The organism is Asticcacaulis sp. (assembly GCF_027484505.1).
Lineage (GTDB): Bacteria > Pseudomonadota > Alphaproteobacteria > Caulobacterales > Caulobacteraceae > Asticcacaulis.
In genome coordinates this window covers 1-16,641 of the sequence record NZ_JAIXSV010000046.1, presented here as the reverse complement: position 1 = coordinate 16,641, position 16,641 = coordinate 1, and the positions used below count along the sequence as shown (strand labels likewise).

Here is a 16,641-nt window from a genome sequence, read left to right as displayed (position 1 = left end):
GTCACGTCCTCGACCATGCCCGCCATGTCCCAGTCCGCCGACCATTCGTCGTCGGCCTGATGGTAGCGCTTATCGCGGTAGTCGGCTTCCTTGGCCGTGCCCGCCTCGATGCCGCCCTTGATCAGGTCCTTGCCGCCCTTGGCATAGAGCATGGGCACGCCGCGTTTGACGAAGGGGAAGTGGTCCGAACGGAAGAAGTACCCCGCTTCGGGTTTTTCATCGGGCGACAGGATGCGGTTTTGCGCCCTGGCGAAGGTGCCCAGATCGTCCTCCAGCGACGACTGACCATTGCCGACCACCACAATGTTCTTCGTCGCACCAAACACATTGAGCGCGTCCATATTGATGCCCGCCACCGTCTTCTCCAGCGGATAGACCGGGTTTGCGGCGTAGTATTCCGAGCCCAGCAGCCCGCTTTCTTCGCCGGTAAAGGCGATCATCACCACACTGCGGTCGGGTTTGGGGGCTTTTCCAAAGGCGCGCGCCAGCTCCAGCAGGGCCGCAATCCCGGTGCCGTTATCGACCGCGCCATTGAAGATCTTATCGCCATTGGCGTCGGGGGCGCCGATGCCGATGTGGTCCCAGTGCCCGCCATAAACGACGGTCTCATCCGCGTGTTTCGTGCCGGGCAGGCGCGCGATGACGTTGTGCGAGACGATCTCCTTCGCCGTCACCTGATAGCCGCCGCTGAGCGTGGTCTTCAGGTCCACGGGCTTGAAGTCTTTGGCGCGCGCCGCGACCTTCAGCGCCGCAAGGTCAAGGCCCGCCTGAGCAAACAGGCTTTGCGCGGTTTCCGCCGACAGCCAGCCTTCGAGGCCGGTAAACGACTTTGACGGGTCAGGGCGCACAATATCGAACTGCGGCCCGGTCCACGAGTTTTTCACCGTGCCCCAGCCATAGGAGGCCGCCGCCGTGTCGTGGATGATCAGCACGCCCGCCGCGCCGTGCCGGGCGGCTTCCTCATACTTGTAGTTCCAGCGGCCGTAATAGGTCATGGCCTTACCACCGAAGGTGTTGGCCTCTGGCGCATAAAAGTCCGGATCGTTGATCAGCACGACCACGATCTTGCCCTTCACATCGACGCCCTTGAAATCGTCCCAGCCGCGTTCCGGGGCCGTCACGCCATAGCCGACAAAGACCAGCGGCGTGTCCTTGAAGCTGACATCACCCAGCGCGCCGCGCGTCGAAACCACAATGTCCGTGCCCGGCGTCAGCGCCGTCGCCTTGCCGCTGCTGCGGAGCGAGAGGGCGGGGTTTTGCACCGTGAACTGACGCAGCTTTACGGCTTGTGTCCACTGACCGTCCGGACCGCCCGGCTGAAAGCCCGCGGCGACAAAGCCCCTGGACAGATAGTCGATCACCTTGGGTTCGGCGGGGGTGTTGATGCCACGGCCTTCGAAGCTGTCGTCAGACAAGGCCTTCACATCGGCGGACATGCGCGCCCCGGAAATCTCAGGCGCTTTGGGGGCAGCCAGCGCCGGAACGGACAAGGTGAGGGCCAGCAGGCTGGCGGCCATAACGGGTCGGAAAGACATGCGGGACTCCTTCGGGATCAGTTTCAAATGAAGCTAGAGCGGAATGATTTCTGATGCAATCATTCCGCTTAAGCCGCCGCCCGGTGAGGGGCAAAGCAAAATAATGTCTGAGGGCGGGTGTCAAGATCATGTCCGGCTTATGGCGGCTTTCGCTTTCCTGACTGCATCTTTATTCGTTAGCGGCCCATTGTGACGTTCTGCGGACGGATCGTCCCACGCCTTATTCTTTTCCGACTTGTGATTTTGATGTGCCTTCCGGCGGTATTTTGCGCCGGAGCCGATCCGCCGACGCTGGTTTTTTTCGCGAAGGGTTCGCCATGCTTCAGGATAAGCATTTTGCCGTCGAAACCGAGGCCCACAGCCTTGATGATATTCTCAGCCGTGCCCGTCTCAAACCCGAAGCGGGCCTGTCGCGTGTCGCCGTGATCGGCAATTTTCCGCCGCGTCAGTGCGGTCTGGCCACCTTTACCCGTGATATCTATAAGTGCCTGCATGAGGCCCTGCCGTCGGCCCGCTTTGAGGTGATCGCCATGGACGATCACGCCGGGCCCTATGCCTATCCGCCCGAAGTGACGCGCCACCTGCCGCAGGAAGACGCGGCGGCCTATCGGCAACTGGCCGCCGATCTCAATGCCACGCGGATGCAGGTGCTGTTCGTGCAGCACGAATACGGCATTTTTGGTGGCCCGTCGGGGGCGCACCTGCTGGAATGCCTTGAGTGCGTCCAGATGCCGGTCATCACCACCCTGCATACGGTGCTCGAAACCCCCAATGCAGACCAGCGCCACGTGATGGACGGGCTGATCCGCCTGTCTTCGACCCTGATCACGATGGCGCACAGGGGCGCAGACATCCTCAGGCGCGTCTATGGCGTGCCGGAATCGCAGATTTTGGTGGTGCCACACGGGGCCCCGGCACGCGCCTTGCGCCCCACCGCTGACTTCAAGGCCGGTCTGGATGCGCAGGGCCGGCGGGTGCTGTCCACCTTCGGGCTTTTGTCGCCCAATAAGGGGATCGAAACGATCATCGAAGCCCTGCCGGCTGTCGCTGAGGCCTGCCCCGATGTGCTGTACTTTGTGGTGGGGGCCACCCATCCCAATCTGATCCTGCATGAGGGCGAAACCTATCGCGAGCGCCTGATGGCGCGCGCTGAGGCACTGGGTGTCGAAGACCATATCCGTTTCATCAATCGCTTTATGTCTGATGACGACCTGATCGACGTGCTTCAGGCGACCGACGTCTATGTGACGCCCTATCTGACCGAAACCCAGATCACGTCGGGCACGCTGAGCTATGCGTTGGCCGTGGGCAAGCCGGTGGTGTCGGCGCCTTACTGGCACGCGGTTGAGGCGCTGGCCGACGGGGTAGGCGTCGTTTGCCCCTTCCGCGACAGCGCCGCCTTTGGTGAGGCGATCATCGACCTGCTGACCGATGAGGCCAAGCGTGAAGCCATGAGCGAACGCGCCTATGAGGCCGCCCTGCCGTCGCGCTGGAGCGCCGTGGCCGCCGCCTACACCGGGCGCGCCCGCGCCGACATCACGACAAAGGGCAAGGCGCTGTCTGTGGTCCTGTCTATCGGATCGGCCCCGGCCTGGCGCGCCGTTCTGCGCCTGTCGGACGATTGCGGCATGGCCCAGCACAGCCGCTACCGCCTGCCTGACCGCGCACATGGCTATTGCACCGACGACAATGCCCGCGCCCTGATGCTGATGGCGCGCCGGGCGAAGTTCGAGCGCTTCGACGAGCAGCGCATAGACCTCGCCTACCGTTATGCGGGCTTCGTCAATCACGCCTGGAACCCTGAGACGGGTCGTTTCCGCAACTTTATGAGCTTTGGGCGGCAATGGCTGGATGAGGGCGGGTCGGACGATTGCTGTGCCCGTGCCCTTGAAGCTCTGATCGAGGTGGTGCGCTCGCCCCTGCCGGACGATCTGCGTCAGTGGGCGCGCGAACTGAGCCAGCGCGTCCTGCCGCACGTCGCCGACTGGCCGTCGCAGCGCGCCCGCGCCGTGAGTCTGCGCGCGCTGGATGCCGCTGTCGATCAGGTAGGCGAGGCGGCGGAGGTCCGGCGGCTGATGGGGGTGCTGGCCGAACCGCTGCACGCCGGCTATTGCCACAATGCCCCGGCGCATGGCTGGTTCGAGCCCGTCCTGTCCTATGACAATGCGCGCCTGCCCGAAGGCCTGTTGCTGGCCGGAAAGCGCCTGGGCAATGCCCGGATGGTGCAAAATGCCCTCAGCGCCAGCGTGCGCATCATGGCCCTGCAAACCGCTGAGGCCGGGCATTTCCGCCCCATCCCGACCCGCAGCTTCGCGGCTGGCCAAACGCATAAGGGCGGGCGTGAGGCCCTGTTCGATCAACAGCCGCTGGAGGCGCAGGCCTCCATCGAAGCCTGCCTGACGGCGTGGCGCGTGACGGGCGAAGCGAGCTGGAAGGCGCAGGCTTTGCGCGTCTGGCAATGGTTCCGCGGCGACAATGATCACGGCCTCAGCCTGATGAGCGAGGACGGCGGCTGTTTCGATGGTCTGACGTTGCTCGGTCTCAACGAAAATCAGGGGGCGGAGTCGGTGCTGGCCCTGCATCTGAGCTGGTGCGCCCTGAAGGATGCCGGTCTGTAAAAAAAAAGAATGCCTATGAAAGACATCAAGTACAGCGACATCGTGCTGCGCGCCGACCCTGAGCGCGTCGTGCTGCGCCCCTTCACTATCTCGTTGGAGCCCTATAATACGGCGCTCGGCACCATGTCGCGGGCCGAACGCATCTGCCGCTCGCTGCTTAAGTTGACGCGCGAGGAATGTTGCGCCGAACTGGATAGCGTCAGCCGCGATTTCAGCGGTCGCCACCTTCAGGCGCGCGCCATCTTCCTCGATCGTTTCCGGGGGATAAAGGAGATGATCGGGCGCGCCATAGACGGCATGGATGAGATTGACGAAGACCATGCGGCGCTGATCGGGGCCTATTTCTGTCAGGAATATGCCTTCGAAGCGGCGGCGATCATGAACCCGTCCGTCGTCGTCCATCCGGAACAGACGAATGTGCCGCAAGGGGCGGTGCGTTTCCTGATGTCGGTGCGCACGGTGGGGGAGGGGCATATCTCGACCATCTCCTTCCGAGAAGGCGTGTTCCATGCCGACGGCACGGTCGATCTTGAACCCGACTCCGACTTTATCGTCGCCGCCAAACCGGCGCAGGGGGCGACCGATGGGCCTGTCACCCTGATGCGGCATAAGGCCTGTTCCGTGTCGGGCACGGTCATCTTTCCGGTGACGCGGGCGCAGTCGAACGGCCTCGAAGACCTGCGTCTTGTGCAATTCACCGAAGACGACGGTGACACGACTTATCTGGGCACCTACACCGCCTATTCCGGGCGCGAAATCGGCTGCGAGCTGTTCGAGACCGAGGATTTCGATACCATCTATCTGGCTCCGTTGCGCGGGCTGGCGGCGACGCATAAGGGGCTGGCCCTGTTTCCGCGCCGCATCAACGGACGCTATGCGGCCATCGGGCGGCTGGACCACGAGAGCCTGTTCTACCTCGAAAGCGAAGACCGCATGGTGTGGAACTATGGCGACCGCATCGTCTCACCCAAACACCCGTGGGAAATGGTGCAGATGGGCAATTGCGGTTCGCCCATCGAACTGGACGCCGGGTGGCTGGTCTTTACCCACGGCGTCGGGGCCATGCGCCGCTACTGTCTGGGGGCGGTGCTGCTCGACAAGGCCGATCCGCGTCAGGTCATCGGCCGGTCGCGTACCCCCATTCTGGCCCCCGGCGAAGACACGCGCGAAGGCTATGTGCCCAATGTCGTCTATAGCTGCGGGGCGCTGAAACACGGCGACTGGATATTGCTGCCCTATGGGGTGGCCGATTCCTCGATCCGCTTTGCCTCGCTGCACGTTGACGACATCCTTCAGCACCTGCGGCCCTTCTGATGGAGGGGCCGTAGATAAGGGGTCAGGCCCGGATGTCAGCCAGCAGGCGGCTCAGGTTATCGAGATTGACCGGCTTGGTCAGGTGGTGGTTGAAGCCCGCCTCAAACGCCGCCTGACGGTCGCTGTCCTGCCCCCAGCCGGTCTGGGCGATCACTACAGTTTCCTGCAATTGCGGACGTTTGCGCAGTTCGCGGCAGACCTCATAACCGTTCATGCCGGGCATACCGATATCGAGCAGGATGACGTCCGGTGTCTCGGTTTCAGCGGCGGCCAGAGCGGCGGGCCCATCGTGCACGGTGCGCGTATGATGGCCGATCAGGTCGAGCATCCAGCTGGTCGTTTCGGCCGATTCGCGGTTGTCATCGACCACCAGTACGTTTAGCGACCGCGCCGCCTGCGCTTCGCTCAGACCATCCGCCGTGGCGTGGGGGGCTTCGGCCAGAGGCAGGCGCAGTTCAAAGGTCGCGCCTTTGTTGGCCCCGGCGCTTTCGGCATGGATCGAGCCGCCGTGCAGGGCCACCAGCTTTTGCGCCAGCGCCAGACCGATCCCCAGCCCGCCCTGCGCACGATGAATATTGCGGTCCACCTGCGTAAACAGCTCAAACACCCTGGGCAGCATGTCGGCGTCGATACCCAGCCCGGTATCGCTGACGCGAATTACGGCCTGCGCGCCATCGCGGCGCAGGCTGAGGCCGATGCGGCCGCGTTCCGGCGTATATTTGGCGGCATTGTTGAGCAGGTTGGCGACGATCTGCGCCAGCCGCGTCAGGTCGCCATCGACCCACAGCTCCTCCGCCGGAAGATCGAGCGTAAAGGCATGCCCGGCAAGGTCGATGACGGGGCGCGCGGTTTCTACCGCCGCCTCGACCACCGAACGCATCGTCAGGTGTTCGCGCTTCAGCTCGATCTTGCCCTGACTGACGCGCGACACATCCAGCAGATCATCGACAAGGCGCACCAGATGCGTCATCTGACGGTCCATCATGTCGCGCACCTGCGCCGCCATCGGGCTGTCCGGGGCCATGCGCAGAATTTGTAGCCCGTTGCGGATCGGGGCCATCGGATTGCGCAGTTCGTGGGCCAGGGTGGCGAGGAAGACGTCCTTGCGATGGTCGGCTTCGCGCAGGGCCTCGGCGGCGCGCTGAATCTCGTCCCGCTGGGCCTGAAGCGCGTCTCGCTGGTGCGCGATCTGATGACGCTGGGCATAGAGTTCGACGAAGACTTCGACCTTGGATTTGAGGATGTCGCCGTCGATGGGCTTTTGCAGGAAATCGACGGCCCCGGCCTCATAGCCGCGGAAACGGCGGTCGCGGTCGGTGGTCCCGGCGGTCAGGAAGATGATCGGAATGCGCCGCGTGCGCTCGGCCCCGCGCAGGGTTTCGGCCAGCTCAAAGCCGTCCATCTCCGGCATCTGCACGTCGAGCAGGGCCAGCGCCACCTCCTGCCGCAGCAGGATTTCCAGCGCCTCGACGCCGGAGCGCGCCTTGAGGATGGTCAGGCCGTCACGCCGCAGCAAGGCTTCGAGGGCCAGCAGGTTTTCTTCGAGATCATCGACCAGCAGGATGGGGGCGGGCGTGTTCATTGAAGCGCTTTCCGAAAAGTGGGACGCACTTTTCGGGCGAAAAAGCGCGTTAAGCTAAAATTTAGAGCGTCATTTCGATCAACCTGAGCGAAATACGCTCTAAGCTGCCCCTTTCAGCAGTTCGGCGGCCAAGTGCTCAAGCGGGCGCACGGTCGCTCCCGAACAGAAGGACAGGGCGGTTTCGGGCATCAGCCGCGCATAGGCCGTTTCCGGCGACTGGATCAGGCCGCGCCCGCCCTGCGCTAGGACGGCGCGCAGACCCGCCGCTCCGTCCTCATTGGCACCGGTCAGGATGACACCGGTCAGACCCGGTCCATAGGCATCCGCCGCCGTTTCAAACAGCACGTCGATCGACGGGCGCGAAAACCACACCGGCGCTTCGTTCGACAGGGCGACGGTGAAGGCGGTTTCGACCATCAGGTGATAATCCGGAGGCGCGAAGTAGATGGTGCCAGCGTCGATAGGGGCCTTGTCCTCGGCTTCCACCACTTTCATACGACACTTGTCGCGGAACAGATCGGCCAGAACGCTTTGCCGGTTCGATGGCAGGTGGATAACGACCAGCACGGGGCAATGGTCGGGCGGCAGGTGCGGCAGGACGGCCGACAGGGCCTCTACGCCGCCGGCCGAGGCCCCGATGACCACCGCTTTGCGGGGGCGGGCGCTCATGCGGCCTCCCGCTTTTGATAGAGGCGTTCCTCACGGGCGAACTCGTCGAACGTGTCATGGTGTTCGGTAAAGCGCAGCGTCTCCTTGGCCCCCAGCCCCAGAAAGCCCTTGCGCGACAGAGAGTCGGCAAACAGGGCAACGGCGCGGTTTTGAAGGTCGCGGTTGAAATAGATCAGCACATTGCGGCATGACACAAACTGCGTTTCGGCAAACACCGCGTCCGTGACCAGAGAATGGTCGGAAAACACCACGTGCCTGCGCAGCGACTTGTCAAAGGTGGCCGCGCCATAGGCGGCGGTGTAGTAGTCCGACAAAGAGGTCTTGCCGCCCGACAGGCGGTGGTTTTCGGTAAACAGGCGCATGCGGTCTAGGTCATAGACCCCGGCCTCGGCCTTGCGCAGCGACTCCTGATTGATGTCGGTGGCGTAGAAGAGGGTGCGTTCTTCAAGGCCTTCTTCGCGGAACAGGATGGCGAAGGAATAAAGCTCCTCACCCGTCGAACAGCCAGCGATCCATACCTTCAAAGACGGGTAGGTTTTAAGGTGCGGCACGACCTTTTCGCGGATGGCGCGGAAATAGGCGGGGTCACGAAACAGCTCCGACACCTGTACGGTCAGATAGCTCATCAGGGCCCCCAGCATGGTTTCGTCATGCAGAACCATGTCCTGAAGCATCGAAATCGAGCGGCAGCCGAAATGGTCGCGCGCCTGAAACAGGCGGCGTTTGATCGAGGCCATGGCGTAGCCTCTGAAATCATAGTGATATTTGAGATATATCGCCTCAAGGAAAAGGCGAACTTCTATATCCTCGATCTTGTTATGCACAACACGTCACGCACGCCAGCCGCTAAAAGGAAAGCCACTCTAGGGTTATCGCGTATAAAAATAAAATCAGTAACTGCATCGGCAACAAATCAGGCTGTGGTGACGGGTTAGCTTTTGTGATCTTCCTCCTCCCCATTTTATGGGGAGGTGCCGAGTTTACGAGGCGGAGGGGTATTTTACAGGCGGTTATACCCCTCCGTCAGTTTCGCTTCGCTCGCTGCCACCTCCCCACGCTGAAGCGTAGGGAGGAGAAAATAGCCACGTTAAATCTCACAGCCTTGGGCGAAGCCTGAATTATCTCGGCACCCAGACGCGCACCAGCGACACCAGCTTTTCGACATCCAGCGGCTTGGCCATATAGTCATTGGCCCCGGCGTCGAGGCAGCGTTCCTGATCGTCCTTCATCGCCTTGGCGGTCAGCATGATGACGGGCAGCTTCTTCCATTCCGCCCGCTTGCGGATTTCGCGCGTGGCGGTCAGGCCGTCCATTTCCGGCATCATGACGTCCATCAGCACCAGGTCGATGGCGGTGTCGGGTGAGGCCTGCGCCACCTCCAGCGCATTAAGCGCTTCGCGGCCATTGCGGGCGATCTGCACAATGGCTCCCAGGGGTTCGAAGATGTTGGTGACGGCATAGACATTGCGCACATCGTCTTCGACCACCAGCAGACGCCGCCCTTCCAGCATGTTGTCACGCCCCTTGGCCCGGTGCAGCATCTTCTGCTGCTCCGGCGACAGGTCCGACACCATCTGATGCAGGAAGAGGGTCACTTCGTCGAGCAGGCGCTCCGGCGACTTGGCCCCCTTGATGATGATGGACTTGGAATAGCGGCGCAGCTTCTGTTCGTCCGCCGCCGAGATGTCGCGGCCCGTATAGACGATGACGGGCGGGAAGGCGTAGTCCTGTTCGGTAGATAGCGTTTCCAGCAGCGAATAGCCGCTGGCATCGGGCAGGCTTAAGTCCAGCACCATGCAGTCATAGGTCTGCGCCTTCAGTTCCGCCAGGCACTCCGCCGCCGTGCCGACGGCCACGGTTTCCACGTCCTGAGTCTTCAACAACGCCATTACCGAGTCGCGCTGCACGGCGTCGTCTTCAACGATCAGCACGCGGCGCATCCGCTTTTCGAGACGGGTCTCAAGCTGGGTGAAGGCTTCGACCAATTCGTCGCGTTTGACGGGTTTCAGCATGTAGCCAATGGCTCCCATCGACAGGGCGGCGTGCATATAGTCATTGGCCGAAACGACGTGTACGGGGATGTGGCGCGTCTTCGGATCGCGTTTCAGGCGGTCCAGTACCGACAGGCCGGAATGGTCGGGCAGGCCGAGATCGAGCACCACGGCGGACGGCACGTACTGACGCACCATCAGCATGGCGTCTTCGGCCGTGCTGGCGATCAGGCACTGAAAACCCAGATCTTGCGCCAGTTCGTAAAGGATACGCGCAAAGGAGGGGTCGTCCTCAACGGCCAGCAGCAGGCGCTTGTCGCCACTCAGGCGGTCACGGTCGTCAGGGATGCGCGTGCGGGTCGGCAGGATGGGGGCCGCCGGTGTATCCGCGAAGGTTTCGATAAGTTGCGGTTCAGGGGCGCTGCGCGGCGCTTCGCGTGGGGCGACCTGCTGCGGGTCATAGATCAGCGGCAGGACAAGGGTGAAGGTCGAGCCTTCGCCCGGTTCGCTGTTCAGCTCGATATGACCGCCCAGCAGGCGCGACAGTTCGCGCGAAATCGACAGGCCCAGACCCGTGCCGCCGTACTTGCGCGAAATGGTCGAATCCGCCTGCCGGAAGGCTTCGAAAATGCTCTGCTGCTGTTCGGCGGAAATGCCGATGCCGGTATCGCTGACGGCAAACTGCACCTTGTTGTCGGCCGCTGACATGCGCAGCACGACCGAACCGCTTTCGGTGAATTTCAGGGCGTTGGACAACAGGTTCTTCAGCACCTGCTCCAGACGCTGACGGTCGGAATCGAACAGGTCGGGCAGGGTTTCATCGGCTTCGACGCGGAAGGTCAGGCCCTTTTCGCCGGCCAGAGGCTCGAACATCCGCGTCATATCGCTGGCCAGACGGCGGAAGGAGACGGGTTCGGCATTGATGTCCATCTGACCGGCCTCGATCTTCGACAGGTCGAGAATGTCGTTGATCAGGGCCAGAAGGTCGTTACCCGACGACTGTATGGTGCGCGCGAATTTGACCTGCTCCTCGGTGAGGTTGCCGTCGCGGTTGTCGGCCAGCAGCTTGGCCAGAATGAGCGATGAATTGAGCGGCGTGCGCAGTTCGTGGCTCATATTGGCCAGAAAATCCGACTTGTAACGGCTGGCCTGCTCCAGCTCCTGCGCCTTTAGCGCGATGTCGGCGGCACTGCGGTTCAGATCGTCCTTCTGTTGCTCCAGTATGCGCGCCTGCTCGGACAACTGCACATTGGTCTGCTCCAGTTCGGCCTGCTGCTGTTCCAGGCGCAGATGCGATTCCTTGAGCGCGCGGCTCTGTTCCTCAAGTTCTTCGTTATTGACCCTCAGCTCCTCGGCCTGTGTCTGAAGTTCTTCCGATTGCCGCTGGGTTTCTTCCAGCAGGTTCTGCTGCGTGGCGCGGTAATTGGCCGAACGCACCGCAACGCTGATGATGTCAGAAGAACGCTCCAGCAAGGTCACCGTGGCCGGATCGACCCTAGCCATAAAGCCCAGCTCTATCACGGCATCGACCTGCGCGTCGGTGGCGGCGGGGGCGACGACCACGTGGCGCGGCTGCCATTGCCCCAGCGACGTCCCGACGCTCAACAGCGGATCGGGCAGGTCAGACAGGACGGCGATCTTGCCTTCGGCGGCGACCTGACCCACCACGCCTTCATTGAGTTTCAGCGTCAGGGGCAGGGCGGTGTCGCCGGGCACGCCGTGGGTCGCGGCCTGTTTCAGTATGCCGCCGTCACGCGCATAGAAGGCGGCCGTCTGGGCCCCCAGATAGTCGCACAGGAAGGACAGGGCGCGCTTGCCCACCTCATCCAGCGCCGGATCGCCGGACAGGGCCGCGCCCAAGCCCACCTCGCCATTGGACAGCCAGTTTTGCAGGGCCTGCCGTTCGGTCGAACGGCGCACGATCACAGCGATGATCAGGGTCAGAATAACGCCCAGAATGGCGGTCGCCGTGGTGGACAGAATGGCCGTATTGAAGGCTTCGGCGCGCTGGCGGATACCGGCCTGACGTCGGGCGTTTTCCGCGGCTTCGATCTCTTTGATCTCGCGGCGGATGATGTCCATATGATTCTTGCCTAGATGACGGCTGACCTCGGCCGCAGCCGCTTCCATCCCCTGCGCGCGGCGGATGTCGATGGTGCGATGCAGTTCCGTCATCTTGAGGTTGATGCGTTCTTCGATGGCATCGACCTGTGGCTTTAGTTCCGGCGACTGCGCCAACAGCGTCCGTAAGACCTGCTGGCGTTCCTTGAGAACGAAGGTGGCGTTCTCATAGGGCACCAGATAGGCCTCGTCCCCCGTGATGATATAGCCGCGCTGCCCCGTTTCGGCATCGGTTAGCGTGGCAATCAGTTCGCTGAGCCCCAGTATGGTCTTGTGCGTCTCGGTCACCTCTTCGCTGTTTTTCCGCAGCGTGCTGATATTGGTGTAGGAGATGAAGCCACTGATCAGGAAGAAGCCGGCAACGAAGATCAGTGACAACAAGACGCCCAGACTGCTGCTGGCGGCATGGCTTTTTCCGGGAAACAGAAAGGCCTTCAAAGCGTGAAGCGGACCAGTCGAAGACATAAGCGCTTTTCCGAAAAGTGTGACGCACTTTTCGGATAAAAAAGCGCGTTAGAAAAAATCAAAAGCGTAATTCGATCTGACCTGAACGAAATGCGCTTTTAAGGCGGCCTTGGTATAGACGTGAAGGATCAGACGCGCATGTCCGCCGCGATGGCGTTCAGCACGGATTCGAGGGTCTGAAGATCGACCGGCTTGGTCAGGTGGTGGACGAAGCCGGCCGCTGCCGACTGTTCGCGGTGCTCGCGCTCATCCCAGCCGGTTTGCGCGACAAAGATGGCGTTGGCGTGGGCAGGTTTCTGACGCATTTCGCGGCACAGATCATAGCCGCTCATGCCCGGCAGGCCGATATCCATCATCACCACGTCGGGGGCATAGGCTTCCCCCTCGGTCAGCGCCGCCTGTGGCGTCAGGCTGATGCGATAGTCGTAGCCCAGCATCTCGATGATCCAGCCCGTGGTCTGGGCCAGAGCTTCGTTATCCTCGACGATCAGAATCTTCATATGTGTCTCTGAGGCTTACGGGGAGCGTCGTCTGAGGGCCGCCCGAAAGCCGGGTGGCCTGTGCCAAAGTTTGCACGGTACGCCGAAAGCGGCCGACGCAGCCTGCGCCGTCCGGGCAAAACAATAGGGCCTTTTTTGTGGCAAGGCAACCGAAAGGCGTTGTGTTTTGAAATATAGAAACGATGTTGGTGGGCAAAAATGCCTGATAATTATCGCTTATGGATTATTTATATTTATTTTTTAGATAAAATTTTTAATAATGCTCGATGTGTGTGAATTTAAATCGTTTTAAAATGACGAAAATGAATTTATATTATTTTCATAAAGAAATTATAAGCATTAATAAAATTCTTTTCTGTCTTCTTTTATTCAAAGAGTTTTTAAAATTCCCCCAAGACCCTTCAGTATGTGCTGGGTGGGTCTGACGCCGGAAAGGTGTCTTCGACCATGGTGTCCACCTGATCTTCGCCCAGATTGTCGCGCACGGCGCGGTCTTCGCGCTGGCAGCGTTTCAGTGAGCGTGTCGGGTGCAGGAAACCGTCGCAGAAAGCCCTGACGATGCGTATGGTCTGGATCATGGGTTACCTCCATTGGACCCCGACCCTAACGCTGCACAGGTAAAGACGAGAGAGGCAAGGGCGGGTGTCACACAAAGAGGCTGTAAGGGTGATCCTTGATATTGGGCCGCGTTTGCCATAGATGCAGGCCCTTATACCCAGGTTCATTGAAAATGACTCTGGGTATGCCTTTTGAGACTGTCTCATGTCGCTGATACATATGAGACAGTCTCGTGTCTTCGACGGCCGGATGCGGTCAGCATCTTCGGCCGTTGGTATTATTATGTACAAGGGACTCCCCATGAACGCGCTCGCTGAGGTCAATTCGTCACGCCTGTCGGAGGTCAACGCCTTTGTCGCGCGTTACCGCCGTGAGCGCGCGGCCGCGGCTTCGGTGGCTTTTGACGCCTATCCCCTTCCGCAACTGGAAAAGCGCATTACCGAGGCCCTGTCGGCGAAGGTGGGCTATGGGCTCGATATCAAGTTCGACCTGATCGACCGCGCCAAGATGGGCGGCGATATTGCCCTGCGTTTTCCGCAACTGCTGAAAGACGGTGGGCCGAAGGGCTTTATGGCCAACCACCTGCCGTGGATCGTGGACATCCTCAACGGGCCGGACTTTGCCGACGCCATTGCCAAGCTTGAAACCAAGGGCATGTATATCAACCTGACCCTGTCCGATGGCTGGATGCTTAGCGGGGCGCAGGCCGTGACCGGGATCGGCGCGCATTTCGGTGATTCCGATGCGCTCAAGGGGCGGTCGGCGGTGGTCGATTACTCCTCGCCCAATGTCGCCAAGACGCTGCACGCCGGGCATATCCGTTCGACCATTGTCGGGCATGTGTTGTCGAACCTGTGGGAGCGGTCGGGGGCCGATACGTTCCGCGTCAACCACATTAATGATTTCGGCGGCTTCGGCTTCATGCTGGAAGGCTATCGCCGGTTTGGCGCGCTCTTCCCAGCGGATTTCGGCGATAACGACAAGCTGCTGGAAATCTACAAGATCCGTCGCTCGGTCGAACGCATCCTCGAAGGCGGCAAGTCGCCGGATGAATGGGACGCCGAAGATGCGGCCATCGCCGGGCAATATTTCTACAGTGCGATAAGTCTGGAATTGTTGAAATCTGCTTTTGCTGAGTATGTTGCGGCCTCGGATGCCCGCTTCCGCGCGCTAGAGCAGGGCAATGCCGAAGAGGTGGCCCTGTGGATCGACATGGTCAAGTGGAGCCTTCAGTCGTTCGAAGGCTTCTATGACGCACTAAACATCCATTTTGACCTCGTCCTGGGCGAGAGCTTCTACTATCAGGCCGGTGACGCCGTGGTCGAAGCGGCGCTGGCGTCGGGTAAGGCCGTGGTCTTCACTGAGGCCGATGCCGAAGCCGCCATCGCCATCGAAGAGGCGCGTTTTGCCGCTGGCGACATCGGGGAGATCGAGCGCGACACCCTGATCAGGTCGATCCGCAAAGACATCGGCGCGGCGGTGGTTTTGCTCGATAATAATGAGCGCTTTGTGGTGCGCCGTGCCGACGGACAGAGCATCTATTCGACGCGCGACATGGGGGCGATCCAACTGCGCTCGCAGATGTTTGACCCCACCGACGTCTTCTACGTTGTGGGTCAGGAGCAGCAGGTGCACTTCAACCGCCTGTTCCGGTCGGCCTATGCGACAGGGATTGCCGATGCCGCAAAGACCGCGTTTCAGCACGTTTATTTCGGCTTCTATGTCGATGCAAAAACGGGCAAGAAGCTGTCGTCGCGTCAGTCGGTGTCGAACGTTATCGGCCTGTTGTCGGCGGCGCAGGTCTATTTCCGCAACCGCCTGTCCGACCGGGTGGATTCGGATGAGGCCGAACTGAGCCGCGCGGCGCAGGAACTGGCCATCGGCTCCATCGTGTTTAATGACCTCAAGCAGGACCTGAAAGGCGCGGTGGAAATCGACGCCTCGGACATGGACGCCACCATCGCCGGGTTCGAGCGCTCAGGCGGGGCCTATGTCGTCTATGCGGCGTGCCGGGCGCGCAGCATTTTGCGCAAAAACGGCGGCGGCACGGCGAATATCGACGGTGTGACCTATGAGATCGACGCACAGGAAGCCGACCTGCTTCTGAAGGTGCAGCAAATCCCGCAGAAGGTCGTTGCGGCGGCCAGGGCGGCCAATCCGTCTGTGCTTGTGCGTCACCTGATGGACGTGGCGGCGATCTATAATTCCTACTACACCCGCGTGCCGGTGATCAGCGAGGGCGTGGCCAATCCGGCGCGCCTGATGATCACGCAAGCCGTGCAGGTGGCCCTGACCCGCGCCCTGTCGATCTGCCATATCGAGTGCCCGGAAGCGATCTGATAAAAAAAGCCGCCGGAGGAGACCTCGGCGGCTTTTTTTCAGAACCGTTCAGGTTCAGGCGGCGATAACGTCCGCCGGGGCCGTGCTGCGGATCAGGTGATCAAAGGCCGACAGCGAGGCTTTTGAGCCTTCGCCCATGGCGATGATGATCTGCTTGTAGGGCACGGTGGTGCAGTCGCCCGCCGCGAACACGCCCGGCAGTGAGGTTTCCCCCTTGGCATTGACCTCGACTTCGCCGTGTTTGGACAGGGCCAGCGTGCCTTTCAGCCATTCGGTGTTGGGCACCAGACCGATCTGCACAAAAATGCCTTCCAGCTCGATGTCGTGCGTCACGTCGTGCAGGCGGTCCTTATAGCTCAGGCCCGTTACCTTGCTGCCGTCGCCCTTGACCTCGGTCGTCTGGGCATTGGTCAGCACCCTGACGTTCGGCAGGCTGTAGAGCTTGCGTTGCAGGACGGCGTCGGCGCGCAGTTCGGCCGCGAACTCCAGCAGCGTCACTTCGGCGACAATCCCGGCCAGATCAATGGCCGCTTCGACGCCCGAATTGCCGCCACCGATAACCGCCACGCGCTTACCCTTGAACAGCGGGCCGTCGCAGTGCGGGCAGTAGGCCACGCCCTTGTTCTTGTACTCGGTCTCGCCGGGCACATTCATATTACGCCAGCGGGCCCCGGTGGAAAGGATAACCGTGCGCGACTTCACCGAAGCCCCGCTTTGCAGCTTGATCTCGATCAGGCCGCCGGGTGTGGCCGCCGGGATCAGTTGCGTCGCGGTCTGGAGGTTCATGATATCGACCTCATAGTCCTTGACGTGCTGCTCCAGCGCGGTCGCCAGCTTCGGGCCTTCGGTGTGCGGCACTGAGATGAAGTTCTCGATATCCATGGTGTCGAGCACCTGACCGCCGAAGCGTTCGGCCACAACGCCGGTGCGGATGCCTTTGCGCGCCGC

11 protein-coding genes are annotated in these 16,641 nt (G+C 61.4%); 3 read left to right on the top strand and 8 right to left on the bottom strand.

Going from position 1 to position 16,641, the window contains the following annotated elements:
* The coding region (locus Q0072_RS02270; protein ID WP_298325112.1) for a M28 family metallopeptidase at positions 1 to 1,535 on the bottom strand (1,535 nt) is incomplete at its 3' end.
* Positions 1,536 to 1,852: 317 nt separating this feature from the next.
* On the opposite strand from Q0072_RS02270, the gene Q0072_RS02265 reads away from it, so the two are divergent.
* On the top strand, positions 1,853 to 4,153 hold the full coding sequence (locus tag Q0072_RS02265) for a glycosyltransferase (protein WP_298325110.1): 2,301 nt from the start codon (positions 1,853 to 1,855) through the stop codon (positions 4,151 to 4,153).
* A gap of 15 nt (positions 4,154 to 4,168) precedes the next feature.
* A complete protein-coding gene (locus Q0072_RS02260) occupies positions 4,169 to 5,467 on the top strand; it encodes a glycoside hydrolase family 130 protein (RefSeq protein ID WP_298325107.1) in 1,299 nt (432 codons plus the stop codon).
* Between the two features lie 22 nt (positions 5,468 to 5,489).
* Here the strand turns inward: Q0072_RS02260 and Q0072_RS02255 are convergent, their stop codons facing one another.
* From Q0072_RS02255 to Q0072_RS02230, 6 genes are all read right to left on the bottom strand, one after another.
* Positions 5,490 to 7,049 (bottom strand): response regulator, encoded by a 1,560-nt coding sequence (locus tag Q0072_RS02255; protein WP_298325104.1) that lies wholly within the window; start codon positions 7,047 to 7,049, stop codon positions 5,490 to 5,492.
* A 99-nt stretch (positions 7,050 to 7,148) separates the two neighbouring features.
* A complete protein-coding gene (locus tag Q0072_RS02250) occupies positions 7,149 to 7,718 on the bottom strand; it encodes a chemotaxis protein CheB (protein ID WP_298325099.1) in 570 nt (189 codons plus the stop codon).
* Complete coding sequence (locus Q0072_RS02245; RefSeq protein ID WP_298325096.1) at positions 7,715 to 8,542, bottom strand: CheR family methyltransferase; 828 nt, start codon at positions 8,540 to 8,542, stop codon at positions 7,715 to 7,717. Before Q0072_RS02245 ends, Q0072_RS02250 begins: the two co-directional genes overlap by 4 nt.
* A gap of 294 nt (positions 8,543 to 8,836) precedes the next feature.
* Complete coding sequence (locus Q0072_RS02240) at positions 8,837 to 12,295, bottom strand: response regulator (protein ID WP_298325093.1); 3,459 nt, start codon at positions 12,293 to 12,295, stop codon at positions 8,837 to 8,839.
* A gap of 128 nt (positions 12,296 to 12,423) precedes the next feature.
* Entirely contained in the window at positions 12,424 to 12,795 is a 372-nt protein-coding gene (locus Q0072_RS02235; protein WP_298325090.1) for a response regulator, read from the bottom strand.
* 401 nt (positions 12,796 to 13,196) lie between these two features.
* Positions 13,197 to 13,373, bottom strand: a complete 177-nt coding sequence (locus Q0072_RS02230; RefSeq protein ID WP_290795491.1) for a hypothetical protein — start codon at positions 13,371 to 13,373, stop codon at positions 13,197 to 13,199.
* A 280-nt stretch (positions 13,374 to 13,653) separates the two neighbouring features.
* Between Q0072_RS02230 and argS the strand changes: the two genes are divergently transcribed.
* Positions 13,654 to 15,693: an arginine--tRNA ligase gene (gene argS / locus Q0072_RS02225; RefSeq protein ID WP_298325081.1), complete on the top strand. Its 2,040-nt coding sequence runs from the start codon at positions 13,654 to 13,656 to the stop codon at positions 15,691 to 15,693.
* A 54-nt stretch (positions 15,694 to 15,747) separates the two neighbouring features.
* Here argS and Q0072_RS02220 read toward each other — a convergent pair.
* Positions 15,748 to 16,641: FAD-dependent oxidoreductase (locus Q0072_RS02220; protein WP_298325078.1), on the bottom strand; the 894-nt coding region annotated here is incomplete at its 5' end.

What these genes read in the sequence shown, in the direction of transcription:
- Q0072_RS02265 (WP_298325110.1), top strand. Translation starts at nt 1,853, where the DNA reads ATGCTTCAGGATAAGCATTTTGCCGTCGAAACCGAGGCCCACAGCCTT.
- Q0072_RS02260 (WP_298325107.1), top strand. Translation starts at nt 4,169, where the DNA reads ATGAAAGACATCAAGTACAGCGACATCGTGCTGCGCGCCGACCCTGAG.
- Q0072_RS02255 (WP_298325104.1), bottom strand. Translation starts at nt 7,049, where the DNA reads ATGAACACGCCCGCCCCCATCCTGCTGGTCGATGATCTCGAAGAAAAC.
- Q0072_RS02250 (WP_298325099.1), bottom strand. Translation starts at nt 7,718, where the DNA reads ATGAGCGCCCGCCCCCGCAAAGCGGTGGTCATCGGGGCCTCGGCCGGC.
- Q0072_RS02240 (WP_298325093.1), bottom strand. Translation starts at nt 12,295, where the DNA reads ATGTCTTCGACTGGTCCGCTTCACGCTTTGAAGGCCTTTCTGTTTCCC.
- Q0072_RS02235 (WP_298325090.1), bottom strand. Translation starts at nt 12,795, where the DNA reads ATGAAGATTCTGATCGTCGAGGATAACGAAGCTCTGGCCCAGACCACG.
- Q0072_RS02230 (WP_290795491.1), bottom strand. Translation starts at nt 13,373, where the DNA reads ATGATCCAGACCATACGCATCGTCAGGGCTTTCTGCGACGGTTTCCTG.
- argS (WP_298325081.1), top strand. Translation starts at nt 13,654, where the DNA reads ATGAACGCGCTCGCTGAGGTCAATTCGTCACGCCTGTCGGAGGTCAAC.